The organism is Acinetobacter sp. GW821-FHT09D10, from assembly GCF_059416285.1.
In genome coordinates, this window is record NZ_JBWKOW010000001.1 from 1,168,760 (window position 1) to 1,189,592 (window position 20,833).

Sequence of the window (20,833 nt, forward strand, 5' to 3'; positions counted from 1 at the left end):
CTAAATTCACTCTTACTAAATCAATAAGCTTCATGATCTATAAGATGGCATGCATAGAGTCATGGAGAGATTTTGCCCTAACATATGAAGAAAAATGAATGGAAAAAAATATATGGATATTTTTAATGAATTAAAGACTCGACCAATGAATAGCTATCGCTGGCTACTTGTTGGTTTGTGCATCTTACTCAATATCGTAGATGGATATGATGTACAAGTGATGTCATTTACCGCAGCTTCCGTATCAAAAGAGTGGGCTTTATCCGGTTCAGTATTGGGCATCCTGATTAGCTTAGGACTAGTGGGAATGGCCTTTGGTTCCCTCTTCATTGCCCCTATAGCCGATAAAGTTGGCCGCCGTACAATTATTTTATCTTGCCTTCTTCTGTCTGGCTTAACGATGCTATTCAGTAGCCATGTAATGAACCCATATCAGTTAGGAGTTTTAAGATTCATTACAGGCATTGGAATTGGCGGCTTGCTGACAAATGGTGCGGTTATGGCTAATGAGTTCTCAACCACTAAATGGAAAAACTTGTCGGTAGCATTACTATCTACTGGTTATGCTATTGGTGCTGTAGTAGGCGGTATGATTGCTTATCGACTTATTGGGACTGTTGGTTGGCGCAGTGTATTTATGTGTGGTGGGATCTTCACTCTTACCGTTTTAGTTCTAGTCTATTTTGTTTTACCTGAGTCTGTAGAATATCAACTCATTAAAAGACAACCTAACTCGATTGAACGTATAAATAAAACATTGGCAAAATTTAATATTCAAGCAATTCATAGCTTTCCAGCGTATAAAGAGCTTACTCATGGAAAAGTATCAATAAAAACGCTTTTTAAAGGTAATTTCAAAGCACGCACGATTTTTGTCTGGATTGCCTTCTTTTCAGTTATGGCGGGCCAATACTTTATTTTAACTTGGACTCCAAAGTTATTAACTATGGCAGGTATGACTCCAGAACAAGGGGTAAGTTTAGGGATTATTTTAAACTTTGGCGGTATTTTTGGTGCCATTTTAATGGCCTTCCTGACAGTTCGTTATCAAATCAATCTTGTGCTTTCTAGTTTCTTTGCATTGACTGCAATTTTTATTACAGTCTTTGTTCTTAACTCAGGGAACTATGTATATTCAATGTGGATTGCTGTTCTGGTTGGTGTATTTAACAACGGTTGCGTCGCTGGAATGTATGCTCTTGCAAATAGTACTTACGACACTGAAATTCGTGCCACAGGAGTCGGTTCTGCTATCACAATGGGTCGATTAGGAGGAATACTTTCACCATTAGGTGCAGGTTATTTACTAGATGCCGGTATTAAACCTCTTCATCTATATAATATTGATGCGATTCTATTTGCAATTGGATGCATTGTTATCTTTGTTATGTACTTAACTGTTAAAAAACAGAAACATATAAAAGACCTAAAACAAGTAAATAGCTTGTCTTAAGGAAAAATCAGGTTCTTTTATTCCTCTCCTTAAAACACAAAAGATCATTGGCAATAAACAGGGATATCGACTGCTCTCTATCCCTTTTGTTGCCTTAAATAAGCAAAGGATCAGCTTAATGAATAAATTATTAATATCTCAACACCCAAAAAAACTTTTACTAGTTGCATTAATGACGCTATTTAATGGAACAACACAAGCAAATGACCCATGGTCATCAGATAGAAAATGGCTTTTTGGTGATTGGGATGGAAACAGACAACAATTAGAACAAAAGGGTTATAAATTTAACTTTTCAGTAATGAATCAATCAGCAGTTAATCTCGATGGTGGCTACAACGATGATCAAGAATTATTAAATGCCTATCAATTAACTCTTGGGGCAAACTTTGATTTAGAAAAAATATTGAATTGGCAGAATACCCAAGCAAGTTTAATGATTACAAAAAGAGATGGTCAGTCATTAGCAAGTGAACGTATTGGGGATCCACGTGCAGCACAACTGAGCTCTGTACAAGAAATTTATGGTCGTGGTCAATCATGGCGTCTAAGTCAGGCATGGTTAAAGAAAGGTTTTATTGACAATACTTTAACTTTTAAAATTGGCCGAATGGGTATGTCTGAAGATTTTAATGCTTCCCAGTGTGAATTTCAGAACTTAGTTCTTTGTGGTGGACAAATAGGTAAAGCTGTAGGCAGTATTTGGTACAACTCCCCAGTTAGCGTATGGGGTGCGAATGTAAAATATCAATTTTCTCCAACATGGACTATGGGCATTGGAGTTTACGAAGTGAATCCAGAAAATGCCTTGGAGAAACATGGTTTTAATCTTTCTATGGACGATACTGAAGGAGCACTTATTCCAATTGAATTAACTTGGAAACCTAAACTTAATCTTTTTAATAACTTAGCAGGAGAATATAAATTAGGTGCATTTTACTCAACAGCTGATGCTACTGATGTAAAAACCAATAATGAAGGAGAAATATCTCTAAGTCCTACTGATCGTACAATTCATAATAGCAAGCATAGCTTCTGGTTTAATGCACAACAGCAATTAACCCAAAAAGGTAGCAATCCATCACAAGGGCTTTATGGAACTATTAATTTAACTTTCAATGATAAAGCGACGAATAGTATTCAAGACAGCCAACAAGTTGCCTTTTGGTATAAAGGCTTACTAGACAATAGACCTAATGACTCTATTGGGTTCGGACTTGCTCGTTATACAGTGAATGATCGAATTAAAGATCTTCGAATTTATAGTAATAATATTAATTCGCTTACTACAGAAGATTACTCAAACCTAGCTTATAAGCCTTTACAAAATGATGAGATAGATGTGGAACTAAATTATAGTTACCAATGGTCTCCGAGCATTATGCTCCGTCCGAATATTCAATATGTATATCAACCTGGCGGTGTTAAAGAAGTAGATGATGCTTGGGTTGCTGGACTTAGCGTTAAATTAAATTTCTAAATATTAGCTGCCCTTAATTCTATAAAAATTAAGGGCACTTTTTTATGTGTACCTATAAATAAAAAACATAGCTTTCACAATAGAATGAATTTTATAAAAAAATACCTTCAACCTACTATCTAAAAGCTCTAGAAGATTCTTTTAAAAACCTAGAGCTTAACAAATCAAATTTCTTAGGATTAAAAAGCCAATAAAGGAATAAATAATATCTCGAACTCTGCAATAAAGTTCAAAAGGAAGATTTACTACTTAACTTTTCAAGTGAAAAAGGAGTTTCTAATAGTGAAATTTAAATACAACAACATCGTATTTTCAATAATTATGGCTTTTAGTGCTTCGGGTTTGACAGCCTGTAATAATGAAAGCAATAGCAGTACTTTAGCATCAACAGAAACTACTGAAAGTAGTATAGATAGTTCTTTAAAATTTGATGCTTCCAAATCTCAAGTGACCACTGTCAATTTAACGGTCGATGGTCAAGCAATGAAGGTGACTCAATATCGAATCGTTTATGTAGCCAAACCTGTAAAAATGGCTTCTACTCAAGCAACGCTTGGTGGTGGAACAACTACTATTTCAGATCCATATGCTTATCAAACTTTAATTATTTCCATTCCTGAAGGGAAAGAGAATGATCAAAAAACAGCAATGTATCTTCAATTCAACAATAGCGGATGGTGGGCAAGCGCTGTAAAAACAAATATCAATGAAGGGGCAAATTTAGTTAGTACCAATGATACTGATAACTATGGCGCAGCGTTAAAAGCTGGTTATATTGTTGTTGATGTAGGCACACGAGGACGAGGTATTCGTTCTTATGAGGGTACATGGGCAGGAAAAGCTCCAGCTGTTATTGTGGATGCTAAAGCTGCGATACGTTATTTACGTCTCAACGACACCCTTCTACCTGGTTCTGCTGAAAAGATAATTATTACAGGTACAAGTGGAGGCGGTGGTCTCATATCAACGGTTGCTGCAAGTGGAAATAGCCCTGACTACTTATCTTATTTAGCAGAAATTGGTGCAGCAGGTGTTCATGGTTCAGGTACATCTCTTACAAGTACTGTAAAAGACAATGTTTTTGCTGTAGTAGCTTATTGTCCAATAAACAATTTGGCGAACGCTGATCTTGGTTATGAATGGCAATACAATGCTTCTCGCAATGATAGTAATACTGGCACCTTAAATGGTGTTAGTTACTCTGCTGGACCACAACTTACCGCATCTAAAGAAATTGCTGAGAAATTTCCAATGTATTTACAAACATTGAATTTAAAGCTCCCCAATGGACAGCAGTTGACAGCTGAGAATATGCCAGATCAGATTAGGGAACAAATTAAATCTGAAATTGAGCGCCAACTTGCGAAAGGAACACCTGTACCTAATTTCGGTGAGAACTTTGTCTCAAGCAAAGCAACTCTCGTTAATGATTGGCTCAAACATGATGGCAGTAAAGTTACCGAAATTGATTATCAAAAATTTCTAAATTATGTGGCAGCGAATCAAGCACTCAAAACTGTAGTTGCATTTGATGCCGTCGGCGTTAATGGCAACACTGCAATTAGTGGAGAAACTAATCTTTTTGGTGATAGCCAAAATGAATATAACAATTTTACGCAATGGTCATGGGATCATAACAGCAAAACAGCTGATGGTTCAGGTCAAGATGATACAAGGCTCAGCTGGGAAAGTTATTTAAATAGTAATTCAAGCACTGCAAATCTGTTAAAAGACCAGTTAAAAATGGTTAATCCAATTGCTTATCTGAACACAACAACTGATACGGCTCCATACTGGTATATCCGTCATGGAATGCTTGATCGAGATACGTCTTTTGCAATGCAAATGATCTTGTATTATGCGGTTACCAATGATCCTAAAGTTAAAGATACAAACTTCAAACTCCCGTATCTTACTGGCCATGCTGGTAACTACGATGTACAGGAAGCTTTTAAATGGATAAATGAGAAGTTAAATACAGCACAGTAAAGTGAAATTTTAATATTATTTTCCTGTCATATTCTGGCAGGAAAATCTTTTTTGTTTGATGTAGTTTGAAAACTTAAGGCCTTAAAACTTACTCAAAATCTTTCTATATAGTTTTCAGGCAAATCAAAGATAACCACTATCTAATAAAACTTGATTTTTGCTTTACGTAGCTTTACGAGATGAAAATTTAGAAAAAGCTAAAGCTCTTACTGCAAATAGCTTACGGCTTATTTTATATAAATCACTGTAAAGCAAATTTACTTGGACATACTTATAAGAAAAACATGTATCTGAATAAAAATTTTTAATAGCCATTTATCTGGTTATTTATAGCTTTGTTTTCGGAATTGATTAGCAAAAAAGATGTAGAAGAGCTTATACAAAGCTCTCCAAACCTTTTCAAAATAGTTCTAGCACTACTAGTAAAAGTTATATTGTTAAGTAAAGATAAAACATCTTTCCCTTCTTTCTGGATAACTTTTTGATATTCATCAATATAAAGATTCATCTCTACTTCAGAAAATTCGGGATGAAATTGTACACCCCATATTCTTTCTTCAATCCTGAAGGCATGATGTTTATTTATTTGAGAAGAAGCCAATAAAAGCATTTAGCGGCAACTTTGAAACGGATTGCCAATGCATTGTATGAACTGGGAAAGCAATAGGTAAGTGCTTAAACAATGGATCATTTTGTGAAGCTAAACCTCGGGTAATGAGTACTGTGTCGATTTCTACTCCATCTTGTCTGCTCTCTACTTCCCTTCAAATGTATCTGCAAGTAATTGATGACCTTAGCAAATACCTAAAATAGGAGTTTTTTGATTCATGCCTTTCATTTCATCAATTTCAGCTTGTGGTTTTTTTATCTTCCAACTCCCCCCTTATAGGTGTTAGTATACTTATAAGAGCCATTTTCCTGTTTAAAAACAGATTGTACTTCAACATGAAAATAGCGTATTTAATACATACAACTTTATTTTCAAAATAACTTTCACCGATTGCTGTAATCTTTTATAGATATCCTATACATACCCTATTTTCAGCACATGTCACCACCTTTCCTCTCTTAAGATCACAACTCTTTCAATATAGGTAATTCATATCGTGAAATTTCATAAGCCACATCACGTGGTAGACCTAAAGCAATAAGAACTAATTCTGCGGCGTCTGAGCCACTTTCTCTCCATGTCTTATGCCCATCAAGCACTAAAAAAATCGAAGTTAATACCGAACCCGCTATCAATGATATCACTGAAATAAGTTGATCTTCCCGAAACGTATAGCGCTTACTTTCTAATCCTGACAATACATCTGGTAAAGGTGAATCATCACCCGTCCAGAGTGCCATCAATGATTTTGAACTAAAAGCAAATCGACAAATAAATCGCCCCCAATCTGGCTCCTCATGTGCTCGACGAATATACATACGTATACCTTTAGCAATCCGAACAGCAGTGTCGGGCTCATTGTCTAATGTTTTAATAACCCGCGCATTCATTTCCACTGCAAGTTGAGATGCAATGTCTTCAAATAAAGTATCTGGATCAAGTTGATTATTATAAATAGTGCCTCGAGCTACACCTGAAGCTTCTGCCAGTTCACTCACACTGATATTCGTTGACCCTCTTTCAGCAAAAAGTTTGAGTGCTGCTTTATGAATTCTTTTTTGTGATGATGATAAACGCACAATTCCAACCTTTTGTACAAATTCAATATATTTGAACAATAATACCTAAATTTAAACATAAACTCTCTCTTATTGTTCATTCATTCCTATTTTATATTTGTACCCATTTCGAACTCTGCATCCAAAGCTGTTCTGCCAAAGCAATATCTTGCGCTACACTCGATGACGCTTTAACTTTGCAGTCTTCGTAGTACATACCTGTTTCAGCACTCAAATGAGGGGCTGTGGCACAGAACAATGTGGTTCTTGCCCCTTGTTCTGGACTGATCATCCATAGAGATAATGCTTTCACTAGAGGCTTTGGCAAACTCCGCCAAACATTGGTAGAGACGACACCAGGATGTACAGCATACGTCGTAACACCTGTACCATACAGCCTACGACCTAACTCTTTTGCAAAAAGTACGTTTGCAAGTTTAGCTACAGCATATTCTTTAAGCCCACCGAAACTCTGAGTTGGCTGAAGTACAGTATCAAAATCAACTCCCTTTGCATGTCGATGTGCTTTACTGGCAACCACTACTACACGTGCAGGTTTGGAATCCATCAGTTTTTCTTTTAGAAGATCTGTTAAAAGAAAATGTCCGATATGACACACCCCAAAAGTCAGTTCAAACCCTGAAGTCGTCATCCCTTTTTGCCCCGCTAAGCCTGCATTGCAAATCAGTAGATGCAAAGGTAAATTTCTGTCTAAGAATTGCTTTGTACAAGATCGTACCGAATCTAAATTTGCCAAGTCTAATTCAAGAGACTCGACTTGTGCCTGACCATGACTTTCCGCAGAAATCGCCTGTATCACATGATCAGCCTTCTTCCGATCACGACAAGCCAAAAACACATGATAGCCTTGTAATGCTAACTCTCTTGCTGTGACTGCTCCAATCCCTGAGTTTGCTCCTGTGATTAAAACCACTTTGCCATTTAATTTAAATTGGGTCATACTGTTATCCTGCCTTTTGCTGTTTCAATAGATCTAAAGCGACATCAACAATCATGTCCTCTTGACCGCCCACCATACGTCGCTTGCCAAGTTCAACCAAGATATCCACTGTATTAAGGCCAAATCGTTTTGCTGCTGCTTCAGCATGACGTAAAAAGCTTGAATAGACACCTGCATAACCGAGTGCCAAAGTTTCTCGATCTACACGTACAGGACGATCTTGTAATGGTCGAACCAAATCATCGGCGGCATTCATTAAAGCAAATAAATCCGTACCATGATTCCAGCCTAGACGTTTTGCAGCGGCAACAAAGACTTCCATTGGTGCATTGCCTGCCCCTGCACCCATACCTGTTAGGCTCGCATCAATTCGATCACAACCTTCTTCCACGGCAGCAATTGAATTTGCGACACCAAGGCTTAGGTTATGATGAGCATGAATACCTGTTTGTGTTTCAGGTTTTAGTACGGCTTTCATGGCACGGAATCGGTCCCGAATATCTTGCATGGTCATCGCACCGCCTGAGTCGACAATATAGATACATTCTGCGCCATAAGACTCCATCAACTTGCCTTGCTTCGCTAATGCTTCTGGTGAAGTCATGTGGCTCATCATTAAAAACCCAACTGTATCCATGCCGAGCGAACGTGCATATTCAATGTGCTGTTTGGAAATATCCGCTTCAGTACAATGCGTCGCTACACGAACCACACGTGCACCTGCTGTATGAGCCTCTTTTAAATCATGAATGGTGCCAATTCCAGGTAAAATTAAAGTGGCAATTTTAGAATGGGTTAACACATCTGAAGCCGCAGCAATCCACTCTAAATCTGTATGTGCAGCAAAACCATAATTAAAACTTGAACCTTGTAAGCCATCACCATGTGCAATCTCAATACTATCAACCTTGGCATGATCTAGTGCTCTTGCAATATCTTGTACATTTTTGATGGAGTACTGATGACGTATAGCATGACTACCATCACGTAATGTCACATCAGAGATATAGAGTTTCTTATTGGCTATTGTCATATCGATGCTCCAATTGAAGAATCGTGATTTTGCAAAGCTTGGACGATTTTTTCAGCTGTTGCCAAGGCTGCTGAAGTCATGATGTCCAAATTGCCTGCGTAGGCTGGTAAATAATGTGCTGCGCCTTCAACTTCTAAAAATACGGTGGTTTTAAGCCCTGAAAATTGCCCAACCCCTGGAATGGTTAAAGGTGCATCATCTGCGATCACTTCAAACTGAATATCTTGTTTTAATCGATATCCTGGAACATATGCGTTTACAGCATTAACCATGTTTTCTATAGATTGCTTTACTTGGACTTGATCCACATGTGTTGACAACACGTAGACGGTATCTCTCATCAACAAAGGCGGTTCTGCTGGATTCAGTACAATCATCGCTTTACCTTTTGCTGCGCCACCAACAGATTGAATCGCCTGCGCTGTTGTTTCTGTAAACTCATCAATATTGGCACGTGTTCCTGGTCCTGCCGATTTACTACTGATAGATGCGACAATCTCGGCATAATGGACTTGTGCAACTTGCGATACCGCAGCCACAATCGGAATCGTTGCTTGACCGCCACAAGTCACCATGTTGACATTGAGTGCATTGATATTCTGATCAAGATTGACCACGGGCACACAATAAGTTCCAATCGCCGCAGGAGTAAGATCAATCATCCGAAGATTTGGTTTTTGAAGTCTTAACAATGCATCATTGTGTACATGTGCCGCTGCTGAGGTTGCGTCAAATACAATGTCAATATCTGCAAATTCAGGCATGAGCGCTAAGCCTTCAACCCCTTGGTGAGTCGTCGCAACATTCAATCGCTTGGCACGTGCCAGCCCATCTGAATGCTCATCAATCCCAACCATGACGGCCAGTTCAATCTGTTGACTATTACGAATGATTTTTATCATTAGATCACTGCCGATATTGCCACTACCAATAATGGCTGCTTTGATTTTACTCATCATCATTTCTCTTTAAATTTGTGCTGTATTGTTCAATGTCATCGGATAGGTTTGTTCAATGGCATAGGCATGTATCGCCACGCAATGTTCGGCTTGTACATAATGAGTTTGTTTGAGCCGTGGTGAGGTAAGAATCTGCTCTAAGGTCTGTTTGTCATCAGTACCAATTAATAACATGGCGTCATAACGGCGATGTGTCGGCTCTTGATGGCAAACATTGGGTGTCAACCACGTCCAACGTGTCATCGACATGAAAATATGTGTACGTAATTCTTTTACGCCTGCGTCTAATAATGCAGTTGAAAGTTGTTCTAGAAACTTTTTAAAGCGCCCTTTTGCGCCATGTCGTGCTCTAAAAAATACGGCAATGCGATAGCCAGTATCCGCCTGATAAGCCCCAGTCCACCATACACTACCATTGAGTGCTGAGTTTTTCGCCAAAGTACGATCAAATACATTTTGCTCATCTAAGACATTGGCTTTCATCAAGAACAGGCGTGCGAAGATCGCCGTCAACATACTATTCAAACGTACTTCTGTGACACCATCCATTTGCCAATCTTGCGGTATACCACCGCCAATACCTTTAGGCACATCCCAAAAGCCATGTCCTGTATTTGTGAAGTGATGTTGTAGATATTCATAAATCACAGGATTTTTATTGGCGATTTGACCATGTGCTCCTCGCCAATATGTCTGAGCATCAGCTTTAGATAAATCAGCACGGAGCCATACTGGATAGCAAGCTGTGCTGACTTTTTGGGGTCTCCATTTCATGTTTTACTCCATCACACAACTCAATGTACCTAATGCACCAATATCAACATAGATGATGTCTCCAGCTTCCACATTCACCATTGGACCAAGTGCACCTGATAGGATGACTTCACCTGCTTTAAGTGGAATGCCCCGCTCAACCATAGTTTTTGCTAACCACCACGCCGCTCGAAGTGGATGACCAAGACAAGCCGATCCTGTACCAATCGACACGACCTCACCATTTTTTTGCAAGCACATTGCCAGTTTCGCAAAGTCAAACTGATCAATGGCTATGGGCTGTTGCCCAAGTACAAACAAGCCACAAGAAGCGTTATCAGCAATGGTATCTTCTAATGTGATTTTCCAGTTATGAATGGCACTATCCACTATTTCTAATGCAGGCAAAGCATAAGCCACTTTAGTTAAAAACTCGCCCCATGTTGGGACGTCATCGACGATATCACTGGATAAAATAAACGCCACTTCGGCTTCAGCTTTGGGTTGTATCAACTGACTAACGACAACATGATCACCTTCCAAAACCAACATATCTTCAAATAAAATACCGAAATCAGGCTGATCAACGCCAAGTTGCTGTTGTACAGCTTTCGAGGTTAAACCGACTTTTTTACCGATAATACGGTGACCTGCTTTGGATTTGGCATCGGTATTGATCTGTGCGACTGCATACGCCTCATCTAAACCCTTGATACCATAGCTCTCAGAGACTTTTCCAATGGTTTGGCATTGCTTTCGTGCTTGTCGAAGTGCTGTGGCTGCCGCAAGTAATCGTTCATGATTCTGCTGTGACATCTTCTGCTCCTCATATGGATGGAGATTTGATCATGCTGTTGTTTCTAGGCATCACTTTTGCATTGGCCAAATCAAGTTGCAATTTCAACTGCTGAATTGCACTATCCACTTCATCATTTGGCACGACAGCAAAACTAAACTTATCAGGACGAAGTAAAGCGATTGGTTGTTTGACATGGCAAGCTTTGTGGAACCAATCCACCATATGCCCATCAATGTCTTCAACTTCAATCAAAGCTGGATTGAAATCTTGCTGGGTAGCCCCTTGTGGACGTTCGCCATAAGGATAGAGTGTGATAAATTGACAGCCGAGCTGCGCTAAGATTTGATGACTACTCGATGATAAATGTGTGGATGGATCACATGACAGTCCGACTAAAGCATAGTTTGGGCCTGTCAACTCATCAAGTAAGACACGCTTACCAGCAATCGTACGCACAGTCGGCTGAGGTGAAAGACTACCTTCTGGACTCAAACGATGTTTACGTGGCAAACCAAGATATTGCCCTTTGGTATAAATAGGCTGTGGTTTAAAGCCACCTTCTTGTGCCCAATCTTTGATCTTTGGTGTCGCAAGAATCCCTTTAATCAAACCATCACGAATTTTACTGCCCACTGGATTGGTCATTGAAACTAAATCTTTTAGCAACACTGAACCTTTAATCATCGAATGTGCATGATCACGACGCTCAGATTCATAGCTATCTAAAATTTTATCGCCTGCTCGACCTTCAAGTACTGCACTCAGTTTCCAACCTAAATTAGCGCCATCACGTACACCAGAACTTGCCCCTTGCCCCATAAATTGCGGCGTCATATGAGCTGCATCACCTGCCAATAACACACGACGATCACGCCACTGATTTGCCACCAACGCATTAAAGGTATAAACGAGTTTGCGTTTTACTTCGAACTGGTCAGGATCAACATATTTTGAGAGCAACATACGAACCGTATCATCTTGCTCCATATATTCTTTGCTCTGACCTTTTTTCAACATAAATTCAAAGCGGTGAAATCCATCAGGCTGTACACAGCTCACGACTGGTAATTCAGGATCAACCACAAAATTAAAATAAGGCAAATGACGTAAGCCTTTGTTCGGATCTTTCTGCTTTAAATCGACTACTAACCAAGGCTCTGGGAAATTTTTCCCTGTCATTTCTATACCCAGCTTGGCGCGTACGGTACTACGCCCGCCATCTGCACCGACAAAATATTGTCCACGAATACTTTGCAAATTGAGATCATTGGCGTCTGTATTTGCATCTACTTTGGCATCATTTGAGTCATTAAAACGGTAGACTTGAGTCACTTGATGATGAATAACGACACCCTTGGCATCTTGCTCAAAATTCACCACTTCACGCCCACGTAAAATGCTGACATTTGGATATCGTGTGAGCCCTTCAGTCAGTGAGGTTTCAAGATAAGGCTGATAGAAGAAGTTGACAATTGGCCAACCAAATGGACGTTTAAGCGGTTTATATTGTGCAATCACACGACCATCGGGATAAGCCAGTTGCACAGGTGTTTCAAGCAACATATCCTTTTGTAATTCATCTGCTATATCGATGGACTGAAAAATTCTCATACATTCATCATCGGTATAGACTGCTCGGGCATTCCCATAAAAGATAGGCTCACGCTCAAGTACAACGACTTGATGCCCTCGTCGTCCTAATACATGTGCAAGCACTAGTCCTGTTGGACCAAGCCCTGCAATCACGACATCTGCTTGTTTTGGTAGTTGTTCATTCTGCTGCTTTATCAATTGTGGTTTGGACGTTTTCATCTTCATTTATCCTTTGTTAGGGTGCAACACCCTAAGCAATCTTTCGATTACTTTTTGAAATTTGATGTTTAATAGCTATAAATTAGCGGGCTGATCACAGCAGATTGAACTAATCTATCGGTGAATATTCATCATGTCGTAAGGATTGCATCCCTCGACTGAACTGAGCAAATTCATGAATGAATTTATGCACTTTTGTCGGTGGTTTTGGATGGTGTCCCCATACACTAATCGACGTGTGTTTGACGGGTTGCCAAGTTGTTTCATCGATTTTAATTGGCGCCCAACCCAACTCAATTTCGAAGCCTGATGGACTCGGTACATAGAAAGATACTTCACGGTCGTTAGTGTGCTGCCCGACCTCCCACGCCACAGGGAAGCCATTATCCTTACAGCGTTGATACGCCATCGTCACATCTTCAAGATCTAATACTTGTAAATTCATATGTTGAATGGCTGTGCGAATGGGATCAAGATGAACACCACGTGTTTCAGCAACTGCAATCGAATGGTGACGTTCATTCAATCTTAAAAAAGTCACATCCAAGGTCACGCCATTAATCTTTTGTTCAATCGTATCTGTGAGACGTGCATCAAAAAACTCTTGCCAAAACCGAATCATTTTCTCTGGTTTTCTAGAGGTGATTGCGACATGCCCCATTCCACTATCGGCAGTATAGAAACCACTCGTCAGCATATTTAATGGTTGATCCGTTTTCATCGCTTCGATAAATAATTCAAGCTGGATACCTTTTGGGCCCTTTAAATACCAAAAGTTTTGGATACCCCGTTGTAAAGCCTCGCTATGTGTCCCTTGCGCATATTCGATTTCCCGGCTGTCAAAACGCCCTAGAATTTGCTCTAAAACCTGTTGATTTGCCACTTGAAAGCCGATATTTGTGACATCCTCAGCATCACCACGTTGTACAATAAAACGCTTTTGATAATCATCAATGCGAAAACTCAATTGCTGGTCTGTCTGTTCCGCTAGATGTAAACCAAGACATTTCTGCATAAAGCGAATCCAATCATCAAAGAGATTCGATTCGGCAATAACATAACTCAGTTTCACCTGACCAAAAATATCCTGATATTGAAAATTAGCCATTTCATTGCCTCACAGTGCAGGTGTATGCTGTTGCATAAAACTTGTAGTCACGGCATTAAAATGCGCCGCACGCTCCCACTGTACCCAATGTCCAGTTTGTGCAAATAAATACACGTCACAGTTTTTCATCGTTTTTTGCAAAGTTTCAGCACCACTTGGACGATTGACTTTGTCATCTGCACCCCAAATCACTAAAGTTGGCGTATTGCAGCGTTTTAAACGTGGGTCACGACTAAAATCCATACGCATCGCAGCTTTTAAGCTATTTGGACGTTGTAAGGGTGGAGATGCAATGACTTCGGGATCAATACTAGCTTGATAGCGAAGCTCGATTAAGTCTTCAGCCACTTGGTTAGCGTCGTAAACTAAATATTCACGAATAAAAGTCCGCAACTTTTCTCGTGTCGGCCCTTCACCTGAATAGTAGTTTAAAAGTTGATTCAAACCTTTAGTCGGTAAGCCACGTGTCGTATTCACACCACCAGGTCCCATCAATACCAAGCTCTGTACACGTTCAGGATGGTCAAGCGCCATACGCAACCCACACGCACCGCCATAAGAGTTCCCAACGATATGTACTTTGGCAATCTTTAATTGATCGAGCAACCCAAACATGGCATCGGCCAAATCACCAAAAGGATCGCTCCGTTTTACCCCTTTACTTGATTGACCATAACCCTTCATATCTGGAACAAGCACACGAAAGTGCTTCGCAAGCGCATCAATGTTCTTTGAATAATTCGAAAGTCCCGTCGCACCTGCACCACCGCCATGTAAAAGCAATACAGGAAAACCATCTCCTGCCTCACTGAGAAAAATTTTGCACTGACCAAACTCAATGAAAGTACTTTTTAACCCTTCAATTTCTATTTGCTGACTCATACTCATTCCAATCAATGATCAACCTAAAAACATATTGAACAACTATGTTCAATTTTGCAATATTTATTTTAATTATTTATTAATAGATTTAATTGACCAATCTGTTTTAATTTTTTACATTAATGTTCAATTAATTCAAAAATGCTGATTCGACATGGCTATCCATATCCTACGCTTTACCCGAGATAATCAGACTTTCTGGGGGCTCCTAGAAAATAATGAGGTTCTAAAGCTAGAACTTGTACATCCATGTACAACAACAAAAGAGTTAGTTTCCTTAGGTATCGAGAAAATCAAAAATGCTAAGAGATACTCAACACGCTTCAGACTCACAGTCATCCAACTACTCAGCCCAATTACATCAGATGCCAAAATTGTGTGTCAGGGGGCGAATTATCGACAGCATATGATTGACTCTGGGATAAACCCAAATGCTAAGAAATTTAATATGTTTTTTACTAAATCAAGTGCATCAATCCATGACCCAGTCGGCATTATTCAGTCGCCTAAACATGTACAATTATTAGACTATGAAATTGAATTGTGCTTGATTCTTAAAAAAGAAATCAAGCAAACAGTACAAGTGACGCAACATCATTTGCATGAATATGTTGCTGGAGTATGTATTGGAAATGACATATCCGCACGTGATATTCAGATCCCACAAACACAATTTTTTAAAGGTAAAAGCTATCGCACCTTTTGCCCTTTAGGACCTGTGTTGTGTTTACTTGAAGCTGATGAAATGCATTATCTAGACGAGTTTCAACTCAAGTTACAAGTGAATCATCAAATTCGACAGCAAGAGTGTACTGCCAATATGGTATTCAAACCTACTGAGGTCATTTCATAACCATCTGAAATTGTTATCTTTAATGTAGGAGATATCATCATGACAGGTACACCATCAGGTTGTGCACTTTCATTACCTTCTCGATTGGCTGTGAAAATGACATCACTACTTCCAGAAAAGAAAAAATGGAAATTATTTATTCAAAGTCAGAAACGAAATGGTCGCTATTTAAATCATGGTGATTTACTTGAGCTGACTATTCAAAGCCCAGACCAGAAAATCAATTTAGGCAGACAAATCCATCACATTGAACATTTATAAGCAGAGATCGTTATGCAAAATTATAGTATTGATGTACATCATCACCTCATTCCACCCGCTTTTTTAAAAGTCATGGAAAAATACAATATTACCGAAGTTGCTGGTGCCCCCTTACCGCCATGGAATGCAGAACGTTCATTAGAAGCAATGGATTTGATTGGGACTCAAACCGCAATCACTTCACTATCAGCACCGGGAGTTTACTTTGGTGATTTAACAGAAGCCTGTGACTTAGCACGATCTTGTAATGAATTTTCGGCTGAAATTAAACAAAAATATGCTGGGCGTTTTGGATCATTTGCAGTGCTACCCATGCCTTTTACAGCCGAATCATGTCGTGAGGCTGAATATGCATTGGATATTTTAAAAGCTGAAGGTATTGTTTTACTTGGGAGTACACAAGGTGTTTTCTTAGGCGATACTTCTTTAGATGAGCTCATGCAGGTACTTAATCAACGAAACGCAACCGTATTCGTCCACCCCAATATGCATCAAACCAGTGAGCAACTCAATCTCAATACACCAGGGTTCATTCTCGAATTTTTATGCGATACCACACGTGCGGCTGTCAATTTAATTACTACAGGTGTAATAGAAAAATACCCCAATATCAATTGGATTTTGGCGCATGCAGGTGGTTTTTTACCGTATGTTGCATGGCGCGTTTCGCTTTGTAATTTGATGCCTGAACTTGCAGAAAAAACACCCCAAGGCTTTTTACATTACATTCAACGCTTTTATTACGATACAGCTTTGTCACCCTCTCCTTATGCCATGGCTGCCTTAAAGCAATTGGTTGAACCTTCGCATATTTTATTTGGTAGCGACTTTCCGTTTGCTCCAAAACAGCTTTCAATTTTGCAGAAAAAGAATCTAGATGAACTCACTGTTTTTAGCGATGAAGAAAAATTAAATCTACTTCGACCAAATGCACTGGCTCTCCTTCCTCATTTACGTGTAAGTGATGAACAAAACATTCCTGAATTACAAAAGTATTCAACAGCCTCAATGGGAACACAATTTAAGCGAAGTATGGCCAAACCTATACTCTACATGGCAGAGAAAATGCGCAAGCGCTAGCAGAAAATTTAGGGAGACTATTTTGTACGGAAAATAAAATACACAACGACAATTAATATTGGCGATGTAACGCAATTTATCAATTAATCATTATTCAACACAGAGTAAGGAACACTCATGCAAAAAATATCTATGAATAGGACATTCTTATTTACAACTCTAGCTTTCAGTATGCTTAGTACAACAATCCACGCAGGTGCATTAGACCGCTCAGGTCAATCGATTACCCCCTTTTTACAAAATGGGAACTATTTTGAAGGATCGATTTCTGTATTAGACGCTAGCGTTACAGGAATAATACGTGATAAATATACCTCAGCAAACACTAATTCAGAAACAGGAGAAATGACTAAGGATTATCAGTTTTATAATGCCGCATTAAAATTACAGCTTCACCCACACTTTTCATTTGGACTCATTTATGATCAGCCCTTTGGTGCGGCAGCAGAATACCCCACTCAGCCCAACAACACACTTAGCACACCTAATGGCAATACTCAAGCGGATGTCAATACACAAAATCTAGCATTGATGTTTGGTTACCAACCCAACCAAAATTGGAACATCTATGCTGGACCTGTTTATCAAACAGTTAAAGGTGATGTGGAAATTCACGGACAGATTTACAATGCTTTGAGTGGATATAAAGTTTCGATGAAAGAGGATCATGCTATTGGGTGGCTCGCAGGCATCGCCTATCAAATTCCTGAAATTGCTTTAAAAGCTGCTATAACCTACCGCTCTGAAATTGAGCATACAGTGCAGGCGAAAGAGCAATTTAGTACGCCACTTTCTAGTTTTTTACCCCTTGTTGGAACAGGCGAATCAAATTTAACTACACCTCAATCCGTTAATTTAGATTTTCAAACTGGTGTAACGCCGCGTACTTTATTATTTGCCAATGCGCGTTGGGTCAACTGGAGTGACTTTGCCGTTCGTCCATATCAATTTGGGAAAATTACAACAGCATTGACCTCAAATATGTACGGTTATACAGAAGGGCTTAATTTAGTTGATTATGCAGATGATCAATGGTCTATTAATTTAGGCTTAGGACAAAAAATCACAGATAAATGGTCTGGGATTGTTTATGCAGGTTGGGATAGTGGAGCTGGTGATCCTGTTTCAATTTTAGGCCCCATTCAAGGTTATTGGGCAGCAGGTTTGGGCTTTCAATATAATCCCACACAGCAATATTTCATTGCTGGCGGATTAAAATACTTTTGGTTAGGCGATGCAACAGCACACTCAGGAGACTACTCTATTCCTGGAAATGCAGAAAATGCAAAAGTTGCTGACTTTGAAGATAATCATGCTTTGGGTTATATGTTAAAAATTGGTTATAAGTTCTAATGCAGAAAAAAAGAGCATATTCTAATATGAATATGCTCTTTCAAAATATAGAGCAGTAATAACATTTAGATAAACATAAGTTGCTTTAAACATCTAAAAAATAGATAAGAGTTAATAATGAAGCATGAGATAAACCTGCAACTCCCCTACTAAGAAACCTAAAGCCCCGCCAAGTAAAATTAATATTTTTTCGTCTTGTTGGAATACAGGCCTTAATAATCCTTCAAATTGGGTCAGTGTCATTAACTTCATTTTACTTTCTAATACATTCTTAATATCTAATTGCTTGGTCAATTGTGGCTCAACATGTCGGCTGATATCTGGCAATTGTTCTATCATTTTTTGAGTAATTTGTTTTTTCATATTGATATAGTTTTGACTGCCCATGCTATAAACAATAACTGGACGAATATATCCAACTTGTTCATCAACCATATCTTGAATATGACTATATACTAAACTATATAACCGATCAGATGCTGGACCAAAAATTGCAGCATTCACCAGATTTGGAATGGTAAATACTTCCTCAGCTATTAATTTAGCATGGATTTCACTTACTTCTAAACGGCGTTTTAGGAATAGTCCTTGCCATGACCCTAACCCCAAAAACTTTCTTTCTTCCAATGGCCTAAAAACCATTTTTAAAGCAAGCCAATCAGAAAACAGTCCCACAAAACCTCCAAATAATGGCATAACCCAAGGTGAATGAGTCAATGCCCATGTTACCGCTTGTACCAGTCCAATGACGAAACCAAAATAAATCCCCGACCTACGAATAAAAGCAAATTCTTCTTTACCAGTTTCTTTAAAAATTTTAATAATTACACGTTTATCAGTCGTTAAAGTTTGCACAATCATGGCTTTGAGATCAAAAACCTTATCCAAGTTTTGCCCAACATCTGAGAGAATTCTTTGGCTAAGCTCGGGAATTCGCATTTGAATACTACAAACCAGTTTAATTTTGGCAGCTTTAGGCAGAACTTGCCATAAAGTAGGATAATAATCCGAAATAATTTCTTGAGTAATTATTTCAACTACCTTTCCTATAGGCTGCTCTAACTCATTTAACAGAATCTGATGATCTATTTTTTCCCAGATCTCTTTGGGTTGAATAAGACTTTTGGTTAAAGTATCACATGCAATACCAGCCATATATTCTGCTTTTCGTGGCACGATACCTTGCCAACCTAAATATGGTTTTATTCCTATAAAGTTTATTGGGCTAAACATCATCTTAATTGCAATAAGCTTAGTTATATAACCTATCACGGCAGCAACTATTGGCATCGCCAAATAGAGTAGCCAGTTTTCTTGCACATCTAGGAGAACTTCTGCGAATGTCATTTTAACAACTCAACAAAACTAACTATTTTTAAACACAATTGTTCAAATATAATCATATTATTTTTATAGTAAGAATTACACTAAATGACTCATCGTTCATTAAGAAAAATAAATATTACAGTTATTTAAAAGAGCAGATAAAGTGCTCTTTTAAATAACTCATGCATTGATCACTTAAACTACGATTTATTCAACTCGAATCCATGTCTGCGACAGCCCTAGTTGAGAAATGCCGATATAACCTCGTAGATTCAATCTTCTATAATTTTTGGCAATTTTAATTTTGCTCTTATATGTATCTCCTGAAACAGGATCAATAATTTTTCCATTAATATATTCAATATCATTTTTTGGGTTTTGTATAAATCCTGAAAGAACTTGCATACCAATTATTGGGGCACCCTATAATTTCCCCTTACACTTTAAACAAGTTTCAGTGTAGGGTAATAAACCATCCAACTGCGGGTAAATTTTTCCAACATAACTTTCATCTGTATTTTTATAAAAATGCACTACAACCTTATTCATATGACTGGCCTCCTTCTCTTAGGATTTTAATCAACCTCACTATAATTAATAGATAAGCACGTCATCAAATGACGTCTTAATATCTGTAAAGAACTCAAGTGCTTATTCTAGATTCATCTAAAGAGACTAAAGATTGTAAAGTAGAATTGATATAGCTCATCCATTAAGAATAGTTGTATTACAAGTACTTATATAAGTTTTGAAAATTAATAAATAAAGTTAGAAAATGTTTAAAGAAATCTAAACCTCGATCCAATGCCATCTGAATTATTCTTATTTTGACTATTCCAATCCAAGTTTTAATGTGGGGTAAGTTGAGGGGTAAAATAATAGATAAAAAATAAGCCCTTGTAAAAACAAGGGCTTATTTAGAATTTTGGCGGAAGCGGTGAGATTCGAACTCACGGAGGACTCACACCCTCGTCGGTTTTCAAGACCGGTGCATTAAACCGCTCTGCCACGCTTCCATGTGCGTAAGAATACAAAGCTTATTCATTTTATTCAAGAAAAATAT

The 20,833-nt window shown here is 38.6% G+C and carries 18 protein-coding genes, 1 tRNA gene and 1 pseudogene; 6 read left to right on the plus strand and 14 right to left on the minus strand.

Features of this window, described 5'->3' with window-relative positions; translation table 11 throughout:
• Nucleotides 1–112: 112 nt before the first annotated feature.
• The 3 genes from AC07M3_RS05485 to AC07M3_RS05495 all read left to right on the plus strand — a co-directional run bounded on the left by AC07M3_RS05485 (nucleotide 113) and on the right by AC07M3_RS05495 (nucleotide 4,922).
• Nucleotides 113–1,453 (plus strand): MFS transporter, encoded by a 1,341-nt coding sequence (locus tag AC07M3_RS05485; protein WP_494566773.1) that lies wholly within the window; start codon nucleotides 113–115, stop codon nucleotides 1,451–1,453.
• Nucleotides 1,454–1,571: 118 nt separating this feature from the next.
• Entirely contained in the window at nucleotides 1,572–2,933 is a 1,362-nt protein-coding gene (locus AC07M3_RS05490) for a carbohydrate porin (RefSeq protein ID WP_494566774.1), read from the plus strand.
• A 282-nt stretch (nucleotides 2,934–3,215) separates the two neighbouring features.
• Nucleotides 3,216–4,922: a subtype B tannase gene (locus tag AC07M3_RS05495; RefSeq protein ID WP_494566775.1), complete on the plus strand. Its 1,707-nt coding sequence runs from the start codon at nucleotides 3,216–3,218 to the stop codon at nucleotides 4,920–4,922.
• A 304-nt stretch (nucleotides 4,923–5,226) separates the two neighbouring features.
• On the opposite strand, the gene AC07M3_RS05500 is transcribed toward AC07M3_RS05495, so the two are convergent.
• The 10 genes from AC07M3_RS05500 to AC07M3_RS05545 form a co-directional block, all read right to left on the minus strand.
• Nucleotides 5,227–5,532: a hypothetical protein gene (locus tag AC07M3_RS05500; RefSeq protein ID WP_494566776.1), complete on the minus strand. Its 306-nt coding sequence runs from the start codon at nucleotides 5,530–5,532 to the stop codon at nucleotides 5,227–5,229.
• Between the two features lie 464 nt (nucleotides 5,533–5,996).
• On the minus strand, nucleotides 5,997–6,611 hold the full coding sequence (locus AC07M3_RS05505; RefSeq protein WP_494566777.1) for a TetR/AcrR family transcriptional regulator: 615 nt from the start codon (nucleotides 6,609–6,611) through the stop codon (nucleotides 5,997–5,999).
• 91 nt (nucleotides 6,612–6,702) lie between these two features.
• A complete protein-coding gene (locus AC07M3_RS05510) occupies nucleotides 6,703–7,551 on the minus strand; it encodes an SDR family oxidoreductase (protein ID WP_494566778.1) in 849 nt (282 codons plus the stop codon).
• Nucleotides 7,552–7,555: 4 nt separating this feature from the next.
• The gene (gene dmpG / locus AC07M3_RS05515) at nucleotides 7,556–8,584 is read right to left on the minus strand and encodes a 4-hydroxy-2-oxovalerate aldolase (protein ID WP_494566779.1); all 1,029 of its coding nucleotides are present in this window, start codon (nucleotides 8,582–8,584) and stop codon (nucleotides 7,556–7,558) included.
• On the minus strand, nucleotides 8,581–9,540 hold the full coding sequence (locus AC07M3_RS05520; protein ID WP_494566780.1) for an acetaldehyde dehydrogenase (acetylating): 960 nt from the start codon (nucleotides 9,538–9,540) through the stop codon (nucleotides 8,581–8,583). The genes dmpG and AC07M3_RS05520 overlap by 4 nt, the downstream gene beginning before the upstream one ends.
• A gap of 12 nt (nucleotides 9,541–9,552) precedes the next feature.
• Nucleotides 9,553–10,317, minus strand: a complete 765-nt coding sequence (locus AC07M3_RS05525) for a hypothetical protein (protein WP_494566781.1) — start codon at nucleotides 10,315–10,317, stop codon at nucleotides 9,553–9,555.
• Nucleotides 10,318–10,320: 3 nt separating this feature from the next.
• Nucleotides 10,321–11,112, minus strand: a complete 792-nt coding sequence (locus AC07M3_RS05530) for a 2-keto-4-pentenoate hydratase (protein WP_494566782.1) — start codon at nucleotides 11,110–11,112, stop codon at nucleotides 10,321–10,323.
• A gap of 10 nt (nucleotides 11,113–11,122) precedes the next feature.
• Nucleotides 11,123–12,907 carry a bifunctional 3-(3-hydroxy-phenyl)propionate/3-hydroxycinnamic acid hydroxylase MhpA gene (gene mhpA / locus AC07M3_RS05535; protein ID WP_494566783.1) on the minus strand — a complete coding sequence of 595 codons (1,785 nt, stop codon included), beginning with the start codon at nucleotides 12,905–12,907 and terminating at the stop codon, nucleotides 11,123–11,125.
• Between the two features lie 109 nt (nucleotides 12,908–13,016).
• A complete protein-coding gene (locus AC07M3_RS05540; RefSeq protein WP_494566784.1) occupies nucleotides 13,017–14,015 on the minus strand; it encodes a VOC family protein in 999 nt (332 codons plus the stop codon).
• A gap of 9 nt (nucleotides 14,016–14,024) precedes the next feature.
• Nucleotides 14,025–14,897: an alpha/beta fold hydrolase gene (locus AC07M3_RS05545; RefSeq protein ID WP_494566785.1), complete on the minus strand. Its 873-nt coding sequence runs from the start codon at nucleotides 14,895–14,897 to the stop codon at nucleotides 14,025–14,027.
• Between the two features lie 154 nt (nucleotides 14,898–15,051).
• Between AC07M3_RS05545 and AC07M3_RS05550 the strand changes: the two are divergent.
• From AC07M3_RS05550 to AC07M3_RS05560, 3 genes and pseudogenes are all read left to right on the plus strand, one after another.
• A pseudogene (locus AC07M3_RS05550) lies at nucleotides 15,052–16,011 on the plus strand (fumarylacetoacetate hydrolase family protein).
• 12 nt (nucleotides 16,012–16,023) lie between these two features.
• A complete protein-coding gene (locus AC07M3_RS05555) occupies nucleotides 16,024–17,091 on the plus strand; it encodes an amidohydrolase family protein (RefSeq protein ID WP_494566786.1) in 1,068 nt (355 codons plus the stop codon).
• Nucleotides 17,092–17,223: 132 nt separating this feature from the next.
• A complete protein-coding gene (locus AC07M3_RS05560) occupies nucleotides 17,224–18,444 on the plus strand; it encodes an OmpP1/FadL family transporter (protein ID WP_494566916.1) in 1,221 nt (406 codons plus the stop codon).
• 111 nt (nucleotides 18,445–18,555) lie between these two features.
• Here the strand turns inward: AC07M3_RS05560 and AC07M3_RS05565 are convergent, their stop codons facing one another.
• The 4 genes from AC07M3_RS05565 to AC07M3_RS05580 all read right to left on the minus strand — a co-directional run bounded on the left by AC07M3_RS05565 (nucleotide 18,556) and on the right by AC07M3_RS05580 (nucleotide 20,786).
• Nucleotides 18,556–19,791 (minus strand): DUF445 domain-containing protein, encoded by a 1,236-nt coding sequence (locus AC07M3_RS05565; RefSeq protein ID WP_494566787.1) that lies wholly within the window; start codon nucleotides 19,789–19,791, stop codon nucleotides 18,556–18,558.
• A 186-nt stretch (nucleotides 19,792–19,977) separates the two neighbouring features.
• Nucleotides 19,978–20,184: a DUF2147 domain-containing protein gene (locus AC07M3_RS05570; RefSeq protein ID WP_494566917.1), complete on the minus strand. Its 207-nt coding sequence runs from the start codon at nucleotides 20,182–20,184 to the stop codon at nucleotides 19,978–19,980.
• 9 nt (nucleotides 20,185–20,193) lie between these two features.
• Nucleotides 20,194–20,319, minus strand: coding sequence for a hypothetical protein (locus AC07M3_RS05575; RefSeq protein ID WP_494566788.1), 126 nt, complete (start codon nucleotides 20,317–20,319; stop codon nucleotides 20,194–20,196).
• Nucleotides 20,320–20,696: 377 nt separating this feature from the next.
• Nucleotides 20,697–20,786: transfer RNA gene (locus AC07M3_RS05580), tRNA-Ser, on the minus strand.
• Nucleotides 20,787–20,833 lie beyond the last annotated feature (47 nt).